This is a genomic window from Parafrankia colletiae, assembly GCF_001854655.1.
GTDB classification, from domain to species: domain Bacteria; phylum Actinomycetota; class Actinomycetes; order Frankiales; family Frankiaceae; genus Parafrankia; species Parafrankia colletiae.
The window spans coordinates 121,903-144,974 of record NZ_MBLM01000047.1 but is presented as its reverse complement, the minus strand read 5'-3'; the positions used below and the strand labels follow the sequence as shown (position 1 = coordinate 144,974).

Here is a 23,072-nt window from a genome sequence, read left to right as displayed (position 1 = left end):
GCCGCCCCTGCACACGGGGCCCGCGCCGCCGCGAAGCGGCTGTCGTCTCAGTACCGGATGTTCAACGCCGCGCGCAGGAACGTGATCTTCTCGTCCCGCTCGCGGCTCACCCCGGCGGCCCCAGAGGCCGCCACCGGGGCGCGATGCCGGCGGCGACCGCCCGGTGCACTGGTGCACCGGCCGGGCGCGGCCCCCGGCATCGCCCCCGACTGGCGGCCCAGCTGGACGGGGACGCCCGCGGCGCGCAGCGCGTCCGCGTAGGCGACGCCCTGGTCGCGCAGGCGGTCGCCCTCCACCACCGCCACATACGCCGGCGGGAGCCCGCGCAGGTCGGTGGCCCGGCCCGGCGCGGCGTACACCGACACCTCGTCGGTTCCGGCGACCTCCGCGCCGAGGTAGGCGTCCCAGCGGGCCGCGACGTCCGGGCGGTGACCGCCACGTGCCCCATGAGCCGGTTCCGGTGTCCGCAGGGCGGCGGTGTGCCGGTCGTCCAGCTCCGGGCGGTCCAGGCACTGGCAGCACAGCGCGGGCCCGCCGCGGTCGCGGCTGAGCAGGGCCAGCGCGGCGGCCAGGCCCGCCCCGTTGTGGACCCCGTGCACGGCGATCCGCGCCGGGTCGATGCCGAGCCGGTCAGCCCGGCCGACCATCCACAGCAGGGCGGCGTAGCCGTCCTCCAGGGCGGCCGGATACGGATTCTCGGGGGCCAGCCGGTAGTCGACCGCGATGACGACGGCGCCGAGGCTCCGGCTGAGTTCGATGTTCGCCCGATGATCGGTGCCGAGCGCGCCGGCGACGAAACCGCCGCCGCGCAGGTGCAGGACGGCCGGCGCGGGGCGCGCGCCGATCAGCGGCGTGTAGATGCGCACGGCCACGTCCGGGGCGTCCGGCGGGCCGGGGACGCTGGTGTCCATGATGTTGACGCCGGTCAGGTCGATCTCCCTGGTCGCGGCCAGGATCAGTTCGGTGGCGCGCGCACGGCTCGCCGTGATGTCGTCGAGGACGGCGTTCGGTGTGATCTCGACCAGCGTCGCGAGCTCGGCGTCGAAGCGGTAGGGCATCGCGTCCTCCAGCGCATGTGGCGGGCACCTGCGGTCTGAGATCGCCCCGGCGCGTTCCCAACCACTGCCATGGTCGCCCCACGGCCCGGCCTCGGCGCTGTGAAACCCGCCGATCTGCCGGATCGGCATTCCGGGCCCCCTCGAGGGAGGAACATGCGCGGTGGCACCCCTGCTGCCGCGCGTAACAGCCGCGGCGCACGGTTCGGGCCGGCACGCCGGCCCGGCCTCGTCCTCGGCCTCGTCCTTGGTCCGGTTCGGCCTCGGGTCGGTTCGGGGCGCGGGCTCAGTCCTGGGTGCCGACGTGCTGGCGGAACATCGGGTGCACGGCGAACGCCGGCATGCCCCGGGTCGAGCTGTACGGCACCTGGGCGTTCCCGTCGTCCCACTCCGCGGACGTCGGGCAGTACTCGCGCAGGAAGCCCACGTTCCACAGCACCTCGAGCAGCTGGTCGGGATCCCGGCCCGAGGTCCACCGGGTGGCCTCCCGGCTGATCCGCACCGAACCGGTGGCGAGGTCCAGCAGAAGCAGTTCCAGGTCCTCCCGGGTCCACGTCGCCTGCCGCCCGCGGAACGCCTCGAACACGCTCAACAGGCCCGGGTACTGGAACCGGTACTCGGCCGCGATGTCACGGGTCCGCTCACCGGAGTAGGTGGCCTCCACGGCCGCGATGTCGCGGCGGGAGATCCGCAGCCCGCTGCGGCCGTTGACCTGCTGCGCGTGGTCGAGCGCATGGCTGCAGTACTGGATGATCTCCCGTGGCCGGCGCAGCGAGCGGTCGACGATGAAACGGAACGACCAGCGCGGAGCGTGGAACGCCGCGGCCCAGCACTGGTCGTCGCTCGCCGTGGTCAGCCCGGGAACGGTGTGCCGGATGCGGCAGGCGATCAGCCGCCACAGCTGCGGCTCGTCCCAGCGCACCACCTCGATGAGGTCGCGGAACTTCTGCGCGTCGTCGTACAGGGCGGGAATGTTGTCGTAGAGCTCCTGGCGCAGTGACATGTAGACCCGCAGGTGCGGGGAGAGGTCGTTCAGCGTCATACAGGCCTGGAAAAGGCCGGCGACGAAGGCCTGCGCGTCCTCGCTCGCGTCCCACCCCCGGTCGAGCTCGTCGACGAGAACGGTCACCCCGGCGCGTGCGCACAGCCGGGCCAGTGGGACGACCAGGTGGTCCAGCTCCTCCAGCCGGTAAAGTTTCTGCAGCTCCCGCGCCCGGATTCCGCCTTCGACCCGCCCGACCTTCACCGACTCGATGCGCCGCAGATAGGACACGAACGCATCGAAGGGCGTCACGCTGCCACCGTGGTGGTTGTCGCGCAGATAGGCGTAGATCTGGCTCTCGGCGCCACGCCTGATCCGGCCGTGCCGCTTCGTCAGCTCCTTCATGATGAGCACGAGCAGCAGGTACTTCCAGGCCACCGCGTACGCGCCCAGCTTGGCCCAGGCGCCCTCCGACTCGCGGATCATGGCCCCGCTGAGAAACTCGTAGGAGTAGTCCTCCGGGGAGAGCTCGATCACCGACTCGCCGCGGTCGCGGTTGCGGTGCGCCATCGTCTTGAGAATGGCGCTTTTCCCCGCGCCGCGGTTCGCGACCAGGATCGTCTTCGTTCCCGCGTTCATGTTGCGATACGCGGCGGATTCGATGAAATAGGCGTCCAGCCCACGCCGGACGTCGCGTTCGGCTGCCGGCGCACCGAAGTTGAGACGGCTCAGATCAGCCACGCTGCCTCCGGATGTTCCCCGTCGGGTTGCGTGAACCGAGTCTAACGAGCGCGGAGTATTCCGGCTGGCGTTTTCGGAAACCCCGGGATGCACATTCGTCCGACCACTCGGCCATGCCCCGTGCGGCGCGGGCCGGCGTCGGCCCGGGCGGCGTGGAACACCAGGTGCACTAGCGGGCAGCTCCGCTGCCGACCGGCCGCGACACAGCACCGCGGCCGTGGCGGCCGCCGCGGTCACCGCGTCCGCCGGCCCCGGCTCTTCCGCCGCGTCCGCCCTGCCCGCTGCCCGGGCCGGGCCCGCTCAGCCAGGCATGGACGGTCTCGGCGGTCGACCGCGCGTGCTCGTTCATCATCGACTGGTGGTCGCCGGCCGTGGCCACGAGGTCGAACTCCAGCTCCCAGGCGTCGGCACCGCCGGCAACCGGGGGCACCGGCCCCGCGGGGTTCGCGGGGTTCGCGGAGCTCGCCGGGACCGGGGACGCCGCAGTCCGGGCCGCCGGCCCCGGCTCGGTGTCGCGCCGGGGCATGCGCTCGGCCGCGCGGACCATGACGATCGGCGTCCGGACCGTGCCCGGGCGCCATCCCTCGAACAGGTCCAGGTAGGCGCCCTGCGCAGTCACCTGCGCCTCCGTCATGAGCGCGAAGGCCTGGTCGTTCACGGCGATGCCGCGCAGCTCCTCGGCGACGTCCGCCTCGGGGATCCGGTCGCCGGGCAGCCAGGTGTCGAGCAGGACGATGGCGGCCGGGGCCAGGCCACGTGCCTCCAGCCGGGCCGCCACGGCGTGCGCGAGCCATCCACCGGACGAGTACCCGGCCAGCGCGACCGGGGTGTCCGGGAGATGGCGGGCGATCGTGTCGGCATGCAGGTCGACCACCAGGTCGGCGGTGGCGGGCAGCAGCTCACCGTCACCGAAGCCCGGGTGGGCCAGCGCGTGCACCGCCCGCCGGCCGTGCAGGTGCAGCGCGATCCGGGCGAAGGTGTGCGGCCCGGAGGGCGCGACCATCGACGGCAGGCAGACCAGCACCGGCTGCGCCGGGCCGGCGGCGAGTGTGACCGGTACCGGTCGGCTGGGGAGATCGCCGGGGGTGGTGAACGTCGGCCGCAGCCTGGCGGCGGCGCGCAGCACCCCGACCCCCGCCGCGAACCTGCCGTCCGCGCAGGCCTGCCGATAGAGCCCGCGGACTCCGACCTGCTCCCCGCCGTCCCGTGTCCCGCTCCCGCGGGTGGTGGCGCCGCCGGGCTGGGCCGCGAGAAGCGCGGCGAGGTGGTCACCGAGATCGGCGACGGTGGGATGTTCGAACATGGCCGTGGTGGCCACCCGCAGCCCCGTCGCGGCGGCGAGACGGCGGCTGAGCTGGACGGAGGCGACCGAGTCGAGGCCGAGCTCCAGAAAGCGCCGGCCGGTCTCGACCGCCTGGGCGTCGTCATGGCCGAGGATGTCGGCCGCCGCCGCCTGCACGAGGTCACGCAGCGCCCGGCCACGCTCCGCGGCCGGCAGCCGTCCGAGATCGCCCGGTCCTGCTCCCGGTCCCGTACCTGCTCCCGTTCCCGGCCGCGACGCTGGTCCCGGCGCGGGCTCCAGGCCCGGACCGGGGGCCGGATCCGGCGCCACCATCCCGGACTCGACCGCGATCTCGTCGAACAGGTGGGACGTCCGGGCGGCGGTGAACGCGGGAAGGAACAGATCCCAGGCGACGTCCGCGACCGTCACGATCTTTGTCGGCGCGCCGCCGTCAGCGCCGCCGTCAGCGCCGCCCTCGGCCCGCAGCGCCTGAGCCAGGGCGGCCACAGCCTGATCGGCGGGGATCGGGAGCAGGCCCCGCCGCAGCAGGTAGTCGCGTCGGGCCGGCTCCGCGCCCATCCCCGCGTCGGCCCACGGGCCGTAGGCGACGGAGACGGTGGGCAGACCGGCGGCCAGCCGCGCGTCGGCCAGGGCGTCGAGGTGGGCGTTCGCCGCGGCGTAGGCCGCCTGGCCCGCGCTGCCCCAGGTGGCCGAGATCGAGGACAGGAGCACCAGCGGAACCTCGGGGGCGAGCTGGTGGAGCCGCTCGGCGGCGGCCTTCGGTGCGACGACGGCGGCGATCCGCGCCAGGTCGAGCTCGTGCAGTTCGGCGGTCGGCCCGCTGACGCCGGCCGCGTGGACGATGGCGCCCAGCGGGGCGTCCCGGTCGCCGGTGAGCTCGCCGACAAGCACGGCGAGCTGCTCGCCGTCGGTGGTGTCGCAGCGCCGGACCATGATCTCCGTGCCGTGTGCGGCCAGCGCGTCGCGCAGAGCAGCGGCCTCCGGAGCGTCGGGCCCGCGGCGGCTGGCCAGCACGAGGCGGCCGCTCCCGGTACGGGCGAGGTCCCGGGCGATGCGGGCGCCGAGCGCACCGGTACCCCCGGTGATCAGCACGGTCGTGCCGGCGGCGGCCAGCGGCAGCTCCGCCGGCAGCCCCGCGGCCCGGTCGACGTCGACGTCGACGTCACGGTCGGGTGCCGGGCCCTCCCGGACGAGGCGGGGCACCAGCAGGGCGGACGTCCGCACGGCGAACTGGTCCTCGCCGCCGGGGGTGGCCAGTGCGGAGCCGAGCCAGGCGAGCGCACCGTCGTCCAGGTCGGCCGGCACATCCACGAGGCCACCCCAGCCGTCGGGACGCTCGAGCGCCAGCGACCGCCCCAGCCCCCACACGAGCGCCGCGGCCGGATCCCGGACCGGGTCGCCGGGGCCGGTCCCGACGGCGCCGCGGGTCAGGACCCACAGCGGTACCTGCAGTCCCAGGTCATGGTGCGCCTGCGCCAGCGCGCAGGTGAGCGCGAACCCGGTGGTGAGCGCCGGCTGCCCCGGATGCGGGGTCGGGTCCAGCGCGAGCAGCGAGAGGATCCCCCCGACGCCGGTGGACGGGTCGAGCGCGCGGAGCCGGTGGGCGAGGCGGCGCCGGTCGGCGTCCGCGTCCGCTTCCGCCGGCCCCAGCCCGACCTCGACCGCGGTACCGCCGAGACGCTCGACCATCCAGCCGATGCGGGAGACCTCGGCGGCACTCACCCCGGCCGGGGGCAGGAGCAGGAGCCACCGGCCGGACAGCGGTGACGCCACGCCGGGGGTCCCGGCGAGCGGCGGTGCCGCCGAGGCGGGCAGCGCCCGCCAGAGCGTGCGGTACCGCGACAGACCCGGCCGGGACGTCTCCGTTCCCGCTGCGGTGCTCGCGGATGTCGGGACCGCGGCTGCGTCGGCGGCTCCGGCTCCGGCTCCGACCGCCGGGGACGCGGGGCCCTGCGCAGGGCGCATCCAGTGGCGCTGCCGCTGGAACGGATAGCCCGGCAGGTCGCAGTGGGCCGGCCGGCGGGCCCCCGCGCCCGCCCTCGACGGGGGACCGGGAACCGCCGGATGGTTGATCTCGGACCAGACCACCGGGATGCCGTGGGTGTGGAGCGCGGCGAGCGCGGTGTGCAGCGCAACCGGCTCGGTCAGCCGGTTCGCCGCCGTGGCCGTCACCAGGGGCACATCCGCCGGCTCGTGGCGGGCCGACGGTCCGCCGGCGGCCCGTTCGGCGGTGTCGGCCAGGATGCCGTCGAGGTGCGCGGTGAGCGTCGGCCGTGGGCCGACCTCCAGGTAGGCGGCCGGATGTTCCCGCCCGCTGCGGGCGACGGCGTCGCCGAAGCGGACCGTCTCCCGGATGTGGCGGACCCAGTAGGCCGGGTCCGTGTGGCAGAGGGTCTCCAGGCCGCGGAGGGTCTCCGGGTGGCGGAGGGTCTCCGGGAGGGAGGGCGTCTCGGCCGGGTCGCCGGTGAGCCGTCCGGTCAGCGCGGAGACGACCGGGACCGTCGGCGGATGGTAGGTGAGCCCCGCGGCGACGGCGGCGAAGGCGTCCAGGACGGGGTCCATGTGGGCGGAGTGGAACGCGTGACGTACGGCGAGCCGGCGGGTGGGCCGGCCGCGGCCGGCCCAGTAGGCCACCAGGGCTGTGACGGCGTCGGGGTCGCCGGCGACGACGATGGACGCCGTGCTGTTCACCGCCGCGATGTCCGCAGGGCGTTCCAGCCCTGCGAGGGACGCGCGGGCCTCGTCCTCGGTGGCGCCGAGCGCGGCCATGGCGCCGCCGCGGCAGCTCTGCATCAGCCGCCCGCGGGCGGCGACCAGCGCCGCGGCGTCGGGCAGCGTCCAGACCCCGGCGATGTGCGCGGCGGTCAGCTCCCCGACGGAGTGGCCGAGCAGCAGCTGCGGGACGACGCCGGCCGTGCCGAGCAGCCGGGTCAGCGCTGTCTGGTAGGCGAACAGGGCGCACTGGGTGTAGAGAGTCTCGTCGAGGAGCGCGGCGTGCCGGGTACCCGCGGCGGCGAACATGACATCGCGCAGCGGCTCGTCGAGGTGGGTGTCGAACGCGGCACAGACGCCGTCCAGCGCCCGCGCGAAGGCGGGATAGGCGGCGTGCAGGTCACGCCCCATGCCGGGCAGTTGGCTGCCCTGACCGGTGAAGACGAGGGCGACCCGGCCGCCGGGGCGCGTGGGCGGGGCGGTGCCCTGGACGAGACCAGGCGCCGGCCGGCCCGCGGCGAGCGCCGTCAGCGTCCGGGCCAGGCGGGACGTCCGCTGCGCCGGTGGGCCGTCGAGGACGGCCGCCGCCCGGGTGGGCAGCTGGGCGCGGGCGGCGAGGGTGTGCGCGATGTCGTCACCGCGCAGCTCGGGATGGCGGCCGAGGTGCGCGGCGAGACGTCCCGCATGGGCGCGCAGCGCCGCCTCACCGCGGGCGGAGAGGACCACCGTCACCGGCGCCGGCTCGGAGCCCTCGCCGGCACCCGGTGTGTCGACGGCGGGAGTGTCCTGAACGGCGGTGTCCTGAACGGGGGTGTTCGGACTGGGGGTGTTCTGGGTGGGGATGCGCGGGTGGGCGGGTGGTTCCTCGACGATCAGATGGGCGTTCGTGCCGGAGATGCCGAAGGCGGAGACCGCGGCGCGGCGCGGGCGGCGTCCCGCGGGCCAGGCGACGGGGCTGGTCAGGAGGGCGACGGCGCCGGTGCTCCAGTCGACGTGCGGGGTGGGGGTGCCGACGTGCAGGCTCGCCGGAAGCGTCTCGTGGCGCAGGGCCTCGACCATCTTGATGACGCCGGCGACGCCCGCGGCGGCCTGGGCATGGCCGATGTTGGACTTGAGCGAGCCGAGACGCAGCGGCCGGTCGGGGGAGCGCCCCGGCCCGTAGGCGGCCAGCAGCGCGCGGGCCTCGATCGGGTCTCCGAGGGGGGTGCCGGTGCCGTGGGCCTCGACCGCGTCGACATCCGCCGGCCGCAGTCCGGCACTGGCCAGCGCCTGGCTGATCAGGCGTTGCTGGGACAGGCCGTTGGGGGCGGTCAGGCCGTTGCTGGCGCCGTCCTGGTTGACGGCGCTGCCAGCGATGACGGCGAGCACCGGCAGCCGGCGTGCCCGGGCGTCGGAGAGCCGGGTGAGCACCACGACCGCGGCGCCCTCCGCCCAGCCGGTACCGTCCGCGTCGGCGGAGAACGGCCGGCACCTGCCATCGGGGGACAGGCCGCGTTTGCGGCTGAACTCCACCAGCATCGACGGGCTGCACATCAGGGTCACCCCGCCGGCGACGGCGAGATCACATTCGCCGGCGCGCAGTGACGCCGCCGCCAGATGGACGGCGACGAGGGATGCGGAGCACTGGGTGTCCACCGTCAGCGCCGGGCCCTCGAGGCCGAGGGTGTAGGCGACCCGGCCGGCGATCACGCCCGCCGCGTTGCCGGTCAGCAGGTGTCCCTGCAGCTCGGCGGGGGCCTGGTGCCAGGCTGTTCCGTAGTCCTGCAGGGACACGCCGGTGAACACGCCGGTGGGGCTGCCGCGCAGCCCGAGCGGGTCGATCCCCGCATGCTCGAGGGCCTCCCACGACACCTCCAGCATCAGCCGCTGCTGGGGGTCCATCGCCACGGCCTCACGCGGGCCGATGCCGAAGAACGTGGCGTCGAACCGGTCGATTCCCGGCAGGAAGCCGCCGCCCCGGGCGTAGGTGGTTCCCGGATGATCCGGGTCCGGATGGTGGACGCCGGCCAGGTCCCAGCCGCGGTCCGCGGGCAGCGGGCCGATGACGTCCCGGCCCTGCGCGACCAGGTCCCACAGAGCGGCCGGGGAGTCCGCGCCCGGCAGGCGGCAGCCGGCGCCGACGATGACCACCGGGTCGTCGTCCCGCCCGGAGCGCGCAGGGCGGCGCGGGGTTCGCGCAGGGGTCGTCTCCTCACGCACCCCCAGGATCTCGGCGCGCAGGAACGCGGCCACGGCGCCCGGCGTCGGCCGTTCGAACAGCAGCGTCGCGGGCAGGGGGACGCCGGTGGCGGCGGCGAGGCGGCCGCGCAGGGCATCCGCGGTGCGCCGGTACACCCCGAGCGCGCGCCAGGGCACCGTGTGGTCCAGCTGCCTGTCCGCGCCGTGCCCGGGCCCGGTCGCGCCGGCGGTCACCGCCGCGACCTGGGTGGCGACCAGCTCGAGCAGGGCCTCCACCTGGGCGGTCGGCTCCAGCCCGGCGAGCCGGGCCCGCCAGCTGTCGCGGGCCCGCGTGGCGGGCTGCCCGGCCGGCGAGTACTCCGGGAGGCTGCTGTCCATCCGAACGCTCCTGACGTGCGCGGCGAGGCGGCTGGCGGCACCCCGGTGCCATGACGCGGTGCCATGACGGCGCCGTGGCGGGGTGCCGTGGCGGGGTGGAACCCCGCGCCGTTCTCTGGGCTCGTTCCCGTGTTCGGTTCCGTCTGCGGTTCCCGGCCGACCGGGAAATGCCCGGACGGGAAATCTCTGCTGGCCGAAGAATGCGCCGGCGTACGGGCGGGCCCGCGCCGGGAGGCTGTTCTCCCGGGGTGCTCCCGGGTCTGTCGGCGCGCTATCGTGGCGCGCCGGTTCCGTTCCGGCCGTACCCCGCCCCGCGGCGGCACGGCCGGCCAGGCGACTCCCTGAGAATCCTGCCCCAGAGCAGTTGTGCTCTCAAAACCGGGATGGCGCCTTCAGGCTAGGCGGAACGGGGATGGTGGTGGTCCTCCGTCCCGCTGTGGGCAGGTCCTCGGTCATTCGCCGGGTGGTGGGAGACACATCCGCCCTTGCTGCCGTGCGCCGTTCGGGCTATTGGTTGGCACCGACGGATTGTCGATTTCCTGACCGGTCCGTAGTGTCGCTTTCCGCCCGAGGCGAGGAGTGAGGACGCGCATGCGAGAGATCACCCCGCGGGACGTCGCGGCGGGCGGCAACGCGCCTCGCGCGGCCCCGGACGCCGACCCCCTGCGTCCCGCGCCCGACTCCTCCGCGCCCGAACCAACTGCGCCCGAACCCACTGGACCCGAACACCCTGCGCCCGCACCGGCCGTCACGGGTACCGCCGGCCCGGCGAGGGCCGGAACCGGGACGGACGGCGGCGGGGAGGACGGGGGCGATGCCGATGGCGGGCGGGATGCGGCCGCGCGAGGCTCCCGGCCGGGAGCCTCGGCGCGGCGGTTGGTGCGGGCACTGGGCCTGGGCGGCACCGGGCGCCGTGCCCAGCAGCATTCACGGATCGAGGTGGGCAACGACTGGCGCCGCTGCGGCGCCGGGGACGGTGGCTGCGGCGTCCTGCTCCCGCTCGGCCAGCAGACGTGCCCCCGCTGCGGCCGGACGAACCGCGACGACCTGGCCCCGCTGGACCTGCGGCGCAGGCTGGCCACCCGGGACGGGCAGCTGCCCGCGCTCGCCGCTCCGCGCGGGCGTCACCGGCCGCCCGGCTGATACGTCCGGGCAGTCCGGATCCGCATAACGATGTGGATTCATCAAAAGGTGTTGTCTGGTCACCCCGACAGCGCGGTCTGCTGTGGCCGGAACGTCGGAATGCCCACGAGATATGGAACGATAAGGGTATGTACTCCGCCGAGATCAATCGCCGGCAGCCGGCATGTCTGCTGCTCGTCATCGATCATTCGACGTCGATGTCCGAGACCTGGGCCGGCGGGACCATGAGCAAGGCCGACCAGCTCGCGCTCGCCGTCAACCGGCTCCTCGGTAACGCGGTCCTGCTGTGCAGTAAAGGTGACGATCGTGTCTACGACTATTTCGAGGTAGGAATTCTGGGCTATGGCCGGGGTGTAGCGCCGGTCCTGTATGGTTCCAGCGTGAGTCGACCGCTGTTGCCTATCAGCGAGGTCGCGCTGAATCCGAACCGCGTCGACCACGTGCTGCGCAAGGTCCCCGATGGTGCCGGTGGCCTGGTCGAGATCCAGACCCCGATCCCGGCCTGGGTCGACCCGGTCGCCGACGGCTGGACGCCGATGGTCGAGGCCCTGCGGGTCGCCGCCTGGATCGCCGACGGCTGGTGCCGCCAGCACCCCGCCAGCTTCCCGCCGATCGTCGTCAACGTCACCGACGGGCAGAGCACGGACGGTGATCCCCGGGAGGCCGCCGCGCAGGTACGGGCCGCCGGCACGGCCGACGGTGAGGCCCTGCTGTTCAACGCCCACCTGTCCGCGACCGCGCGGCGCGCCGTGACCTTCCCGCACGACCGCGACGAGCTGCCCGACGAGTTCGCGCGGGTGCTGTTCGACATGTCCAGCCACCTGCCGCCCACGATGGTGGCGGCGGCGGACAGCCTCGGCTACCCGGCGGACGCGGCGTCCAAGGGCTTCCTCTACAACGCCGACGTCACCGCCCTGATCGAGTTCCTCGACATCGGCACCCGGGCGGTCACCCCGACCGGCCTGCGGGACCTGAGCGTCGGGCCGCGGTCGAGCGGATGACATCGCGGTCCACGGCGGTCGCGGTGGCCCTCACCGCGACGTCCCGCACGGTCACGAAGCTCGGCCGTGCCGCCGAGGAGAACGAGGACTGCTGCGCCACCTGCCCGGAACGAGGCCGGTTCGCGGTCGCGGACGGCGCCTCCACCTCGGCCCGGCCCGAGGTGTGGAGCCGGCTGCTGGTCGACGCGTTCGTCCGCGACGCGGTCGACCCGCTCGCCGCCGACGTGCTGCCCGGCCTGCGGGAGCGGTGGTGGGCCGAGGTGAACCGTCCCGGCCTGCCCTGGTACGCCCGGGCCAAGCTCCAGCTCGGCGCGGACGCCTCCTTCCTGGGCCTCACGGTCGACGTCGGGAACCAGCTGTGGGCGGCCACCTGCGTCGGTGACTCGTGCGTGTTCCATGTCAGTGCGGGCAAGACCTGCGCGGCCGGGCCCGTGGAGCACTCCACGGACTTCAGCCGCTTCGCCCAGCTGGTCGGCAGCCGCGGCCCGTCCCATCCGGACCCGGTTGTTCTCGGCGGTGCCTACCGGCCGGGGGACGTGTTCGTCCTCGCCACCGATGCGCTGGCGCAGTTCCTGCTGCGCGCCGTCGAGGCCCGCGGGCGGATGCCGTCGCCCGGCTGGCTCGCCCACTCCGCCGCGCGCTTCGCCCGAGCCGTGGACGCCTACCGGCACCATGGCTGCCTCGCCAACGACGACACGACGATCTGCGTGGTCCAGACGTGAACCCCCGTCCGCACCACGTGGTTTCCCCGGCCCCTGCCGGCTCCCCGCAACGGCGCGAGGGACGTGCATGAAGCTGCCCACCCTTCTCGACTACCAGCAGGCCGTCCAGATCCCGCGGCTGGCGTTCCTCGACGAGCGGCTGCGTGACAGCGTGCCGAGACTCACCCCGCTCGGCATGCCCGCCGTCGCCACCGGCGGCTTCGCGCTGACCTTCGACGTCAGCCGGGCCGGCCGGCGGTACGCCGTGCGGTGCTTCCACCGGCACAGCGACAACCTCGAGCTGCGTTACGCCTGCATCGCCGACTTCGTCCGCTCCGCCTCCCTCGACTTCCTCGTCGGCGTCGACTACCTGCCCGCCGGCATCCGGGTCCGCGACCGGGCCTGGCCCATCGTGCGGATGGAGTGGATCGACGGCGCCCGCCTCGACGACTGGGTGCAGGAGAACCTGGACCGCCCGTCCCGGCTCGACCGCGCCCGGCTCAGCCTGAACACCGCCGTCGCGGAACTGCGCCGCCGCGGTGCCGCCCACGGCGACCTGCAGCACGGCAACATCCTCGTCCTGCCGGACGCGTCCATCCGGCTCGTCGACTACGACGGGATGTACCTGCCCGCGCTGGGCTCCCTCGGCGCCTCCGAACGCGGCCACCGCAACTACCAGCATCCGGACCGTTCGAACCAGTACGACGTCACGCTCGACCGCTTCGCCCAGGAGGTGATCGCGGTGTCGCTCGCCGCGCTCGCCCGCGACCCGTACCTGTGGCGCGAGTTCAACACCGGCGAGAACCTCCTCCTCTCCGCCGCCGACTTCGCCGACCCGTCCGCCTCCGCACTGTTCGCCCGGCTCGAACAGATGCCCGGCGTCGCCGCCGCCGCCCGCCGGCTTCGGGACGCCTGCCTGGTCGACTACGAGGACGCCGCCGCGATCCTCGACGCCGAGGCACACGTCCACTACGAAGGTGCTGGTGCTGGTGGCTGGGCCGGCGGCTGGCACGGCAGTCCTGGCCGGGCGCCGGGTGTCCCGTCCGCCTGGCAGGGCCCACCCGCCCCGCCTCCGGTGTTCGGGCCGCACGGCCTCCCGCGCGCGCCTGCTGTCCCGCGTCCGCCTGGCGTGGCGCGTCCGCATGCTGTCCCACGTCCGCGTCCGCGTGGCGTCCCCGGCCCGCTGGCCGCACCGGCCGCACCGGCCGTCTCGGCGGCACCCGCGGCACCCGTGGGCGTGTCAGCCGCATCGGCACCTCCCGCCGCGCCCGCGCCAGGCGCATCCGTGTCGGCCGTTCCGGCAGCACCGGCCATGTCGGCGGTGCCCGCTGCCGCAGGGCCGGCCGCGGGTGCGGTGGGGGTCGTCAGCACGGTGTCCGCGGCGCGGTATCTGCGCACCCGGCCGCTGCGTCCGGCACCGGTGGTCGTCCCCGCGCCGACGGTGCTGTCCGCGCGGGACCGCGCGGGGCTGCTCGCCCGCCGTGCGGAGGAGGTGATGGTCGTCGGGAGGATCCAGGGCGTGCGCCAGGTCCGCCGAACGGGGACCGTGACCATCCTCGACTTCGGCAATCCGCGCGGTGGCAGCCTCAAGGTCATCGCCTGGGACCGGGTCAGTCGAGAACTCACCGCCAGCCACGGCGATCTTGCCGCTCTCGCGGGCGTCTGGGTCCGGATGGTGGGCCAGATCGTGGTCGACGACCGGGGTGACCTGGCGGACGAGTACGGGGGCTGGATCCCGCCCGGCATGGGCATGGGCCCCGCCGGCAGCCGCGCTCCGGCCGGCAGCCGCGCTCCGGCCGGCAGTGGCGCCGTGGGTGGGAGTCGTGCGCAGGGTGGGAGTCGTGCCGCGTCGAGCGCTGATCTGACCCGGACCGCACGGGCGCCGCGCTCGCCGCGCATCGAGCTGCGCCGCGGCAGCCTCCTGCGGGTGCTGACCGAGCGGGAGGCCGAGAGCCTGCTGAACCGTCCCGGATCGGTGCCCGCGGCCCCCGCAACCCGGGCGGCCTACGGCTCGGGCCCGGTGCTGCCGCCTCGCCGTCGGCTGCCGCCGCCCGTTCCGGGCCCGGTCGGGCCGAAGCCCGGGCGCTGGCCCGGGTGGAGCTGACGCATCGTGGCGGTCAGTGCGCCGGGTGGGGCCGGGGCGGGAGGGGGAGGGGGAGCGCGGGCAGCCCGTCGATGCTCTCCCGGTTGAACGGGGCGCGTTCGCAGTAGGCGGCGAACTCGTCCTCGGACTTGCGGTCGAGGTACCGGGTGTGCAGATCCCGCTCCTCCCGGTACTCCATCAGCGGGACGGCGTAGCCGCAGCTGTCGCTGACACGCAGCGCCCGCACCACGATGATCGCCCGCAGCCCGCCCGCCTCCGCCTGCCCGCCCGGGAAACGGTCGAGCAGCTCCGACCAGCGCGGGTCGTCGCGGAAGACCGCCTCACCCGCCCCGTGTACACGGACGATCTTCGGTGGCCCGTCGAAGGCGCACCACATGAGCGTGATCCGCCCGTTCTCGCGCAGGTGCGCGATGGTCTCCGCGTGGCTGCCGCCGAAGTCGAGGTAGGCCACGGTCCGTTCGTCGAACACGGTGAGCGACCCGTCCCGTCCCTTCGGCGAGACGTTGATCCGGCCGTCGCCCGCCAGCGGCGCGGACGCCACGAAGAACATCTTCTGCGCCTCGATGAACGCGCGGAGCCGGCCGTCGATGCACTCATGGACCTGTCCCATGAGGGAAGTATGAGCCCGCGAACGGCTGCACCCGAGGCGATCCAGCGGTGATCTGGAAGTGATCCGAGGTGATACGCGGGTAGCCGGCCGGTCACCGCGTATCTAGCTGTGGAGGCGCCGGCCCCCGCGGTCATCCCGCGGCGGGCGGGTCCGTCGAGCGACCTGTCCGACTCACGACGATCCGGTGGTGACCGTGAAACGTAGCGCGCAGGCCCCGTCCTTCAAGGGGGGGACAGCGCATCAACGACAGCGTGACAGGCAAGGACACTATGCTGTCACTCATGGGGTCGAAGGTGGTGAAGCGGGCGTACCGCTACCGCTTCTACCCGACCCCCAGCCAGGCCGCCCAGCTCGCGCGGACCTTCGGCTGTGTCCGCTACGTGTACAACCGGGCGCTCGCCGAACGGCACCGGGCCTGGTTTCAGGAACAGCGTCGCGTCACCCACGCCGAGACCGACAAGATGCTCACGGAGTGGAAACGCGACCCGGAAACCCTGTGGCTCGCCGAGCCCTCGAAAGGGCCGCTACAGGCAACCCTGCGGCACCTTCAGACCGCCTACGTCAACTTCTGGGAGAAGCGGGCCGGGTACCCGTCCTTCAAGAAGAAGGGCAGGACGCTCGACTCGGCGACCTACTTCCGGAATTGCTTCAGCTACCGCGGCGGACAGGTCAGGCTGGCGAAGCAGGACCAGCCGCTGAACGTCGTCTGGTCGCGTCCGCTGCCCGAGGGGGCGGTGCCGTCGCAGGTCACGGTGTCACGGAACAGCCGCGGCCAGTACCACCTCTCTTTCCTGATCGAGGAGACCATCACCACCCTGCCTGCGGTATCGGGGCGGGTGGGGATCGACGCGGGGATCACGTCGCTGGTCACGCTGTCGACAGGGGAGAAGGTCACCAACCCGCGCCACGAGCGGGCCGACCGCATCCGTCTCGCCCGAGCCCAGAGGGAGCTTTCCCGCAGGGCGAAGGGCTCGGCGAACCGGGCGAAGGCCCGGCTGAAGGTCGCCCGTGTCCATGGTCGTGTCCGCGACCGGCGCCGGGACCATCTCCACAAGCTGTCCACGAGGATCATCCGCGAGAACCAAACGGTGGCCATCGAGGACCTGTCCGTCCGCACCATGGTCAGGAACCATGCGCTGGCCCGCGCCATCTCCGACGCATCGTGGTCGGAGCTACGGCGGATGGTGGAGTACAAGGCCGGCTGGTACGGCCGGGAGCTGATCGCGATCGACCGGTTCTACCCGTCCAGCAAAACGTGCTCGGCATGCGGGTCGATCGTGGAGAAGCTGCCACTCGACGTCCGGGAATGGGCCTGCCACGCCTGCGGCGCCGTCCACGACCGGGACATCAACGCTGCGAAGAACATTCTGGCCGCGGGGCTCGCGGCGTCTGCCTGTGGAGATGGAGTGAGACCACCCCGCTCCTAGAGTGGGGAGGCGTCTGTCTGTGAAACAGGAAAACCCATCCGTGAGGGTGGGAATCTCCGCCCTTCAAGGCGGAGAGGATGTCAACTTGTACCCGTCCGACACACAGGCACAGGATGCTGGCCGTCGGCGGAGCTGGTGCCGGTGAAGCCACTGCGGGCCGGTGACCCGCTCGTCGTCGGCCCGTACCGGCTGGCGGCCCGTCTCGGCAGCGGCGGGATGGGCGTCGTCTACCTGGGGGTTGACTCCGGCGGCCGGCAGGGCGCCGTCAAGGTGCTGCGGGACGAGTTCCTGGACGACGAGGGGTTCCGCCGCCGGTTCACCCGCGAGGCCGCCGCGATCGCGGCGATCGACAGCCCGCGGGTCGCCCGTCTGCTCGCCGCCGAGCCCGACGGCGACCCGCCGTGGATCGCCACCGAGTACGTCCACGGCCCGACCCTGCTGCGCGCCGTCGCCGACGACGGGCCGACGTCGCCGGATGCCCTGCGCACGCTGGCGACCGGTCTCGCCGAGGCGCTGCGCGCGATCCACGACGCCGACGTCGTGCACCGCGACCTCAAACCCAGCAACGTCATCCTCGCCGGCGACGGCCCGAAGGTCATCGACTTCGGCATCGCCGCCGGCCTGCCCGGGACGATGACGGCGTCCGGCGTGGTGCTGGGCAGTGTCGGCTACATGGCCCCGGAACTGATCTCGGGCGACGTCCGCCCGGGCCCCGCGGCGGACGTCTACTGCTGGGCGCTGACGGTCGCGTACGCCGCCTCCGGCCGCGCCCCGTTCGGTGACGGGCCGTTGCAGGCCCTCGTCCTGCGTACGGTCCGCGGCGACGCGGACATCGACGGCGTCCCGCCCGACCTGCGCCCCGTGGTCACCACGGCGCTGCGGACGAGCCCGGAGCGCCGGCCCGACGCGGCGGCCCTCCTGCACTGGCTGGCCTCCGGTACCGCTCCCGACGGTCTCGACCTGGAGGCCGACCCCGCCCCCGGCCTGGACGTGGACGCCGGACTGGACGCCGACCCGGTGGGCAGCGTGCGTGCGCCGGCCGGTGCGGGTGCCGGCCGGGTGCGGTCGGGCAGTGCCCGCCGCCGCGAGCCCGCCCTGGAGTTCCTGGACGTCGCCGCCGCCACCCGCACGGCCACGGCCGCCCCGGACGAAACGGATGCCGCCACACCGTCGCTGTCCTCCCGGCGGCGCCGCTCCGCGGTGGTGGGACGCCGGCTGGTCCCGGCGGCCGGCGTCGTCGCGATCGTCGCCGCCGCGGCCGGGATGGGTGTCGGCGGCCCGGGTGACGTCCTCGGCGACGCCCTCGGAATGGCACGTTCCGGCCCCGCCGCGGGCCCGAACGACCTGTGGCAGGACGTCGCCGACGGGGCCGCCACCGCCATGATGCCGCCCGCCGACCGTGGCGACCGTGGGCGCAGCGGCGTGGAGATCCCCCCGCAGCTCCCCCCGACCCCCGAGCAGCTGACGGCCCCGGCGGAGCAGCCGGTCACCGCCACGGCTCCCGCCGCTCCCGCACCCCGGCACCGCCCCGTGCGCCTCACCCGCAACGGCACCGGCCCAGGCCTGGACGTGGATCTGCCCCGGGTCGAGATCGGCGAGATCCTCGCCGGGTGGCGCCCGGCGCTCCCTGACGTACAGGTCGGGCTGGACGACCTGGCCGTCCTCGGCGGAGCCGGTGGGTGGAGGGCGTCCGGTGCGGGGGAGCAGACCTGCCCGCTTGACCGCACCGCGCTGCGGGCCATCGCCGCCCGCGCCGGGCAGGCCCCGCCCGCCGGCCGCTCTTCGCACGCCGCCGGCTGCACGGCGGCGACGGTGGCCGTCGTCGAGGCGCCGACCATGCCGTTGCCGAACCTCCGCGCGACCGTGGGGGCGGGGCATCCGCTGGCCGCGTTCTCGGACCTGCCGGCCGTCCCGGTGCTCGGCGACCTCGCCGGGGCGCGGCCCGTGACGCTGCCCGACCTGTCCCGGCGCCGCGGGCACTAGCGCCCGGGCGGCGCGGGCGTCAGTGCCTGCCAGTCCCGCTCGGGTGCGGCCGGTCGCGAGGTCGCGGGGGTCGCGCGGGCTACGCCCGGGACCGCGGGGCGGCGGCGCGTTCCCCGGTACCGCGCCGGGTGGACAGCACCGCACGGATCATCGGAACCTGAAGCGGCAGCCGGGCCCACGCCACCGCGGCCAGGGCGACGTTCTGGGGCCGGCCGCCGCCGCGGCGGACCCGCGCCGTGGCATCCAGCGCCATCTGCAGGTTGCCGGGCCACACGCCGACGAGCAGCGCGGCGCTGGCCGGCCCCGCCCACGGTGCCCGTACCGCCAGTCCGGCCGCGCAGGCGAGCTCGGCGACCCCGCTGACGTAGACGATCTCGCGGGGTCGCGGCAGCGCCCGCGGTATGAGCGGTTCGAACACCGCGGGACGCACCAGGTGCACAGTTCCGCTGACCAGGAACGCTCCGGCCACGATCCAGGGGCTCGGTCGGGTGAGCCGTGCGCGCGTCATGAACAGATCCAAGCACCGGCGGTGGTCACCCGCCCGCGCCAGCGCGCAGCGCGGTCCTGCCGCGGGCCTCACCGACGAACGGCGGGAGCCGTCACGGCCCGTTCGCCGTTCTCGGTGAGCCGCCTGTAGCGCTGCTGTCGGCGTTGGGCGTCCCGCATCAGTTCTGGCACCACGGGCGTGGCGAGGCGGGGGAAGAGATCCACGAAGCGCATCATCGGGCCCCGCCGGCGCGGCCCGATCGTCACCGGGCGGGGGCGTTCGGTGAGACGGCCGACCACGCGGCCGATCGTGTCGGCAGTGAGTGGACGGCGTTCGCGTTCGCGTTCGCGGCCGCGATCGCCGCCGTCGCCATCGCGCCGGCGTCCGCGCAGGCGGGGCCCGGCCCCGTGCGAGGCGCGTTCGTTCTTACCGTCTCGGCGGGAGAAAATCCCTACCAGGGCAGGCCGGTTGTTCTGACCTGCCCGCCGAACGCCGCGACGACCCATCCGAACCCGGTGCGGGCCTGCGCGGCCATCGCGAGGGCGGGCGGCGACTTCGACAAACTCCCGGTAGACCCCGCCGTGCTCTGTCCGTTCATCTACGACCCGGTCACGGCGACGGCCGACGGCCGCTGGGGAGCGAAGACCGTCCACTGGACGAGACCTTCGGCAACAGCTGCCTGCTGTACGCGGAGACCAGCCCGGTCTTCTGACGACAACTGGCCTTGGTGTAACCGGCACCGGTGGCTCCCCGCGGGCCGGGGCTGGTGGCTGCCCGTCCGTCAGACGCGACTGGTCTCGGCGAAGCCCGCGAGCTGGGCTGTCACCGCACCCCACCCGGCCTGGAAGCCGAGATCCTCGTGCCGGGCACGGGCGGCCGGGTCGCCGTGGCGCACGACGACCCGGTAGTCGGTGCCGTCGGGATGGTCACGGAACGTGATCTCGGCGGTCATCGACACCGGCGCGGGGGCCGCGGGGCGCCAGGCGCTGTCGAGCGCGTTGGTGAAGACGATGCGTTCGAGGTCGTCGACGACCAGGAAGCAGGCGTCCAGATGGGGGCTGAACACGGTGCCGTCGTCGCTGAGACGGGTGATGAACGCCCCGCCGGGGCGCACCTCGAGCCGGTCGACGCGGCACTGTGTCGGAGCCGGCAGCCACCACTGTTCGAGGCTGGTCGGGTCGGTCCACGCCCTCCAGACGGCGGCGCGCGGCGCCCGGATGAGGCGTTCGAGGGAGAGATCGAGGTCGGCGTTCATTCCTGCTCCTGGGGGGAGGTGGCGAACTGGGCGAGCCGGTCGGTGCGGTCTTCCCAGATGCGCCGCTGCTCGGTCAGCCAGYCCTCGAGCGGCGCGAGGCCCGCACGGTTGAGCTCGCAGGTGCGGACCCGCCCGGACTTCGCCGTGCGGATCAGGCCGTTCCTCTCGAGCGTGCGCACGTGCTTCAGAAACGAGGGCAGGGCCATCGGGAAGCCCTCGGCGAGGTCACTGACGGTGGCCGGCCCGCGGCCGAGCCTGCTGAGCACGGCGCGCCGGGTCGGATCGGCCAGGGCGACGAGCAGCCCGTCGAGCTGCACCGAATACTGTTCCACGCGGCTAAGTATCGTGTGCTCGAACGCTTAGCGCAAGGGCTAAGCGTCGGGTCGCCGTCTGTCCGGCGGTGACCCGACCGGGCGGCCGGGCTCCGTCAGGGCAGGCGTACCGCGACCCGGAGCAGGCGGGTGACCTGGGTGGCGCCGAGGTTGTCGTCGCTGAGGACCAAGCCGGTTGTGCTGACCTGTCGGGCCCGGGGTGGGCAGGTGCGTGAGGCCGGTGGGTAGGGTCGTCGGCCATGACCGAGCCCGCTCCGAGTTATCTGGCTGACGTCGCGGCGGCATATGACGGCGTGGCCGACGTCTATGCCGAGCTTTTCGCTGACGTTCTCGACCGTCAGCCGCTGGAGCGTGCGCTGCTGGCCGCGTTCGCCGATCTGGTGCGTGATGTCGCCGGTCCGGTGGCGGATCTCGGCTGCGGGCCAGGGTATGCGTCGGCCCACCTGCATGGGCTGGGGCTGGACGTGTTCGGTGTGGACCTGTCGGCGGAGATGGTGACCCTGGCCCGACGCTCCCACCCGGAGCTGCGGTTCGAGGTGGGCACGATGACCGCGCTGGACCTGCCGGACTGCACGCTCGGCGGTGCCCTCTGCCGCTACTCGCTCATCCACACCCCTCCCACCGACATTCCCGCCGTCCTTGCTGAGATCCACCGCGTTCTGGTGCCCGGCGGCCACCTGCTGATCGGCTTTCTGGCCGCAGACGAGTCCACGGCCAGGGTGCATGCCTACGACCACCGGGTGGCGCCCGCCTACCGCTGGGCGCCCGGCCACCTCGCCGAGGTGGCGAGGCAGGCGGGGCTTGTCGAGGTCGCCCAGCTGGTGCGAGCCGCGGTGGAGGACGAACGGGGACGGCAGGCCCAGCTTCTGGCCCGCCGCCCCTGAGGGACCCGACCTTCCGACATCGCATCGACGGGAACCATCCCGAGGTGGACGTGACGAACGCCATAATCTGCACGTAATGTGATCTCGTCGGTAGCGGACCATCGGGCAGATGGTGAAGAAATGTCCATTTACGTCCGGATTATTCTATTTTGGTAGCCAGGGTCACCTTGCCGAGCGTAAGGACTCCCCAGGTCGGTGCCGACATCCATCACCAGAAGTAGCGCAATCGCTGGACGATGCGGAATCCCGTCCTTACCGCTAGTCCCACCCCTACCGGGTCCACACTCTGCGGCTGTCCCGCTCTCACGGTTCACAGGCAGCGCCCACGCCCACGCACGGCACAGCGTCGCCCCACGGATGTCGGTCGCCCAGCCGACGTCCCGGCCCGGCGACCGGTGGCTCCCGGGCCGCGCCCGTTCCACCATCTCCGAGAAGCGAGAAAAAGAGAGTGTGAAACCGAACCCGAGGACGGAGACCGGTGCGGCGAGGATCCGGCTTATGTGCGGTGGTCTGTCTGGTGTTGACCGCTCTGCTGTCGGCTTGCGGTCAGGAGCCTTCAAACAGTATCCGGCCGGTCAGGGACGCAGTTCCTGACCGGCTGCAGTCCTACAGTCCCCCTCCGGGCTCGTTGCCCCTCCAGAGGCCCTCTCCTCTTCCGCGTGTCCCAACCGTGTCGGTCGGGAAGAAGAGCTGGAGCAGCCAACCATGGCAGCTTGTCGAGGTGCGGGACGGTGGCAGATCCCTCCTGATCACCTGGGGTGGTGCTGATTCCTGCCCGGAGCCAGCCGGAGTCGAGGTGGCCGAATCCGGTTCCTACGWCTGGATCGCGTACTGGGTTCATGACACGCGGCAGATCTGCGAGGCAGTTGCGCGTGCACCTGTGGCCGGCCTTGTCGAACTCGCCGAACCGCTGGATCGCCGCCAGCTTCTGCACGCACCCCTGAGTCACCCGGAGCTGTACAGCGGGGGTTGAACCAGTCGTAGATGGTCCTGGCCAAGCGCTGGTTCTCGAGTATGAACCGCCCCGGGTTCAGTGGAGACCGGTCCGTGTGAAAGGAACGAGTCGTGCCCGCTCCCAGGAAGTAGCCCGATGAGCTCCGTGAACGTTCCGTTCGTCTCGTGCTGCAGATCCGTCGCGAGCGGCCCGGGGACGCGTCATATGCGATCTCGACGGTCGCGGCACGTATCGCCGAGCTGGAGCGCGAGAATCGCGAGCTGAAGCGCGCGAACGAGATCCTGAAGGTGGCATCGGCTTTCTTTGCGCGGGAGCTCGACCCGCGACTGCCACGGTAGTCACGTTCATCGACAGGCACCGGGAGGATCTCGGCGGGGTCGAGCCGGTGTGGAAGGAGAACTACGAGATGTGCGGCGCGCGGAGGGTGCGGCGGGTGTTGAACCGTGAGGGGATCACGGTCGCCCGGTGCACGGTGGAGCGCCTGATGCGTGCGGCCGGGCTGACCGGGGCGTGGTCATCGGCCTGATCGGTGATCGCACCCGCCCGGTGGGGATTCGCGGACCTCGCGTCCACCAGCGACCTCGACGAGGTCTCCAGACTGGGCGACGAGCTGCTCCGCACGGACCCGGTGGGGGCGGCCTCTGGATGCGCACCGCGGGTGTCTGGCTGCGCGATATCGCCTTCGGCCTGGCCGGGACGGGAACCGCGCTCGCCGCCGTCGGCCAGTACGACGGTTCCGCAGGAGCTCCACCGCCGCCCTGGAGGCGCCGTAGGCCGTCCCGATCGGGGCGGCGGAGGTGGCTGCCGGTCGAGGTGATGGTGACGATCACGCCGCGGCCAC

16 protein-coding genes and 2 pseudogenes are annotated in these 23,072 nt (G+C 73.6%); 10 read left to right on the top strand and 8 right to left on the bottom strand.

The window, feature by feature from the left end; genetic code table 11:
• Positions 1–47: 47 nt before the first annotated feature.
• The 3 genes from CC117_RS07545 to CC117_RS07535 all read right to left on the bottom strand — a co-directional run bounded on the left by CC117_RS07545 (position 48) and on the right by CC117_RS07535 (position 9,349).
• Positions 48–1,058 carry an alpha/beta hydrolase gene (locus tag CC117_RS07545; protein ID WP_071083085.1) on the bottom strand — a complete coding sequence of 337 codons (1,011 nt, stop codon included), beginning with the start codon at positions 1,056–1,058 and terminating at the stop codon, positions 48–50.
• Between the two features lie 283 nt (positions 1,059–1,341).
• Complete coding sequence (locus CC117_RS07540) at positions 1,342–2,778, bottom strand: P-loop ATPase, Sll1717 family (RefSeq protein ID WP_071083011.1); 1,437 nt, start codon at positions 2,776–2,778, stop codon at positions 1,342–1,344.
• 169 nt (positions 2,779–2,947) lie between these two features.
• The gene (locus tag CC117_RS07535) at positions 2,948–9,349 is read right to left on the bottom strand and encodes a type I polyketide synthase (RefSeq protein ID WP_071083010.1); all 6,402 of its coding nucleotides are present in this window, start codon (positions 9,347–9,349) and stop codon (positions 2,948–2,950) included.
• Between the two features lie 591 nt (positions 9,350–9,940).
• Between CC117_RS07535 and CC117_RS07530 the strand changes: the two genes are divergently transcribed.
• From CC117_RS07530 to CC117_RS07515, 4 genes are all read left to right on the top strand, one after another.
• Positions 9,941–10,492: a hypothetical protein gene (locus tag CC117_RS07530; RefSeq protein WP_071083009.1), complete on the top strand. Its 552-nt coding sequence runs from the start codon at positions 9,941–9,943 to the stop codon at positions 10,490–10,492.
• 128 nt (positions 10,493–10,620) lie between these two features.
• Positions 10,621–11,493, top strand: a complete 873-nt coding sequence (locus tag CC117_RS07525; RefSeq protein WP_071083008.1) for a vWA domain-containing protein — start codon at positions 10,621–10,623, stop codon at positions 11,491–11,493.
• Entirely contained in the window at positions 11,490–12,215 is a 726-nt protein-coding gene (locus tag CC117_RS07520; protein WP_071083007.1) for a hypothetical protein, read from the top strand. The genes CC117_RS07525 and CC117_RS07520 overlap by 4 nt, the downstream gene beginning before the upstream one ends.
• Positions 12,216–12,282: 67 nt before the next feature.
• Positions 12,283–14,298, top strand: a complete 2,016-nt coding sequence (locus CC117_RS07515; protein WP_071083006.1) for a protein kinase family protein — start codon at positions 12,283–12,285, stop codon at positions 14,296–14,298.
• Positions 14,299–14,311: 13 nt separating this feature from the next.
• Here CC117_RS07515 and CC117_RS07510 read toward each other — a convergent pair whose 3' ends face one another.
• Complete coding sequence (locus CC117_RS07510) at positions 14,312–14,908, bottom strand: pyridoxamine 5'-phosphate oxidase family protein (RefSeq protein WP_071083005.1); 597 nt, start codon at positions 14,906–14,908, stop codon at positions 14,312–14,314.
• Between the two features lie 281 nt (positions 14,909–15,189).
• Here CC117_RS07510 and CC117_RS07505 point away from each other — a divergent pair, with 281 nt between their 5' ends.
• Both CC117_RS07505 and CC117_RS36060 read left to right on the top strand, forming a co-directional pair.
• Positions 15,190–16,335: an RNA-guided endonuclease InsQ/TnpB family protein gene (locus CC117_RS07505; RefSeq protein ID WP_071083084.1), complete on the top strand. Its 1,146-nt coding sequence runs from the start codon at positions 15,190–15,192 to the stop codon at positions 16,333–16,335.
• Positions 16,336–16,476: 141 nt separating this feature from the next.
• Positions 16,477–18,318: a serine/threonine-protein kinase gene (locus CC117_RS36060; RefSeq protein WP_241829912.1), complete on the top strand. Its 1,842-nt coding sequence runs from the start codon at positions 16,477–16,479 to the stop codon at positions 18,316–18,318.
• 79 nt (positions 18,319–18,397) lie between these two features.
• On the opposite strand, the gene CC117_RS07495 is transcribed toward CC117_RS36060, so the two are convergent.
• Together CC117_RS07495 and CC117_RS37910 are read right to left on the bottom strand one after the other, a co-directional pair.
• Positions 18,398–18,826 carry a DoxX family protein gene (locus CC117_RS07495; protein ID WP_071083083.1) on the bottom strand — a complete coding sequence of 143 codons (429 nt, stop codon included), beginning with the start codon at positions 18,824–18,826 and terminating at the stop codon, positions 18,398–18,400.
• Between the two features lie 68 nt (positions 18,827–18,894).
• On the bottom strand, positions 18,895–19,104 hold the full coding sequence (locus CC117_RS37910) for a hypothetical protein (protein WP_071083003.1): 210 nt from the start codon (positions 19,102–19,104) through the stop codon (positions 18,895–18,897).
• A gap of 108 nt (positions 19,105–19,212) precedes the next feature.
• On the opposite strand from CC117_RS37910, the pseudogene CC117_RS40395 reads away from it, so the two are divergent.
• Positions 19,213–19,407: pseudogene (locus CC117_RS40395) on the top strand (SSI family serine proteinase inhibitor); the annotation flags it as partial.
• Between the two features lie 179 nt (positions 19,408–19,586).
• Here the strand turns inward: CC117_RS40395 and CC117_RS07485 are convergent.
• The gene (locus CC117_RS07485) at positions 19,587–20,060 is read right to left on the bottom strand and encodes an SRPBCC family protein (protein ID WP_071083002.1); all 474 of its coding nucleotides are present in this window, start codon (positions 20,058–20,060) and stop codon (positions 19,587–19,589) included.
• Complete coding sequence (locus tag CC117_RS07480; protein ID WP_071083001.1) at positions 20,057–20,392, bottom strand: ArsR/SmtB family transcription factor; 336 nt, start codon at positions 20,390–20,392, stop codon at positions 20,057–20,059. Before CC117_RS07480 ends, CC117_RS07485 begins: the two co-directional genes overlap by 4 nt.
• Positions 20,393–20,631: 239 nt before the next feature.
• Between CC117_RS07480 and CC117_RS07475 the strand changes: the two genes are divergently transcribed.
• The 3 genes and pseudogenes from CC117_RS07475 to CC117_RS40385 form a co-directional block, all read left to right on the top strand.
• Positions 20,632–21,276, top strand: a complete 645-nt coding sequence (locus CC117_RS07475; RefSeq protein ID WP_071083000.1) for a class I SAM-dependent DNA methyltransferase — start codon at positions 20,632–20,634, stop codon at positions 21,274–21,276.
• 1,119 nt (positions 21,277–22,395) lie between these two features.
• Positions 22,396–22,569, top strand: a complete 174-nt coding sequence (locus tag CC117_RS40390; protein ID WP_157905368.1) for a hypothetical protein — start codon at positions 22,396–22,398, stop codon at positions 22,567–22,569.
• Positions 22,570–22,643: 74 nt separating this feature from the next.
• Positions 22,644–22,739, top strand: a pseudogene (locus CC117_RS40385) (IS3 family transposase); the annotation flags it as partial.
• Positions 22,740–23,072 lie beyond the last annotated feature (333 nt).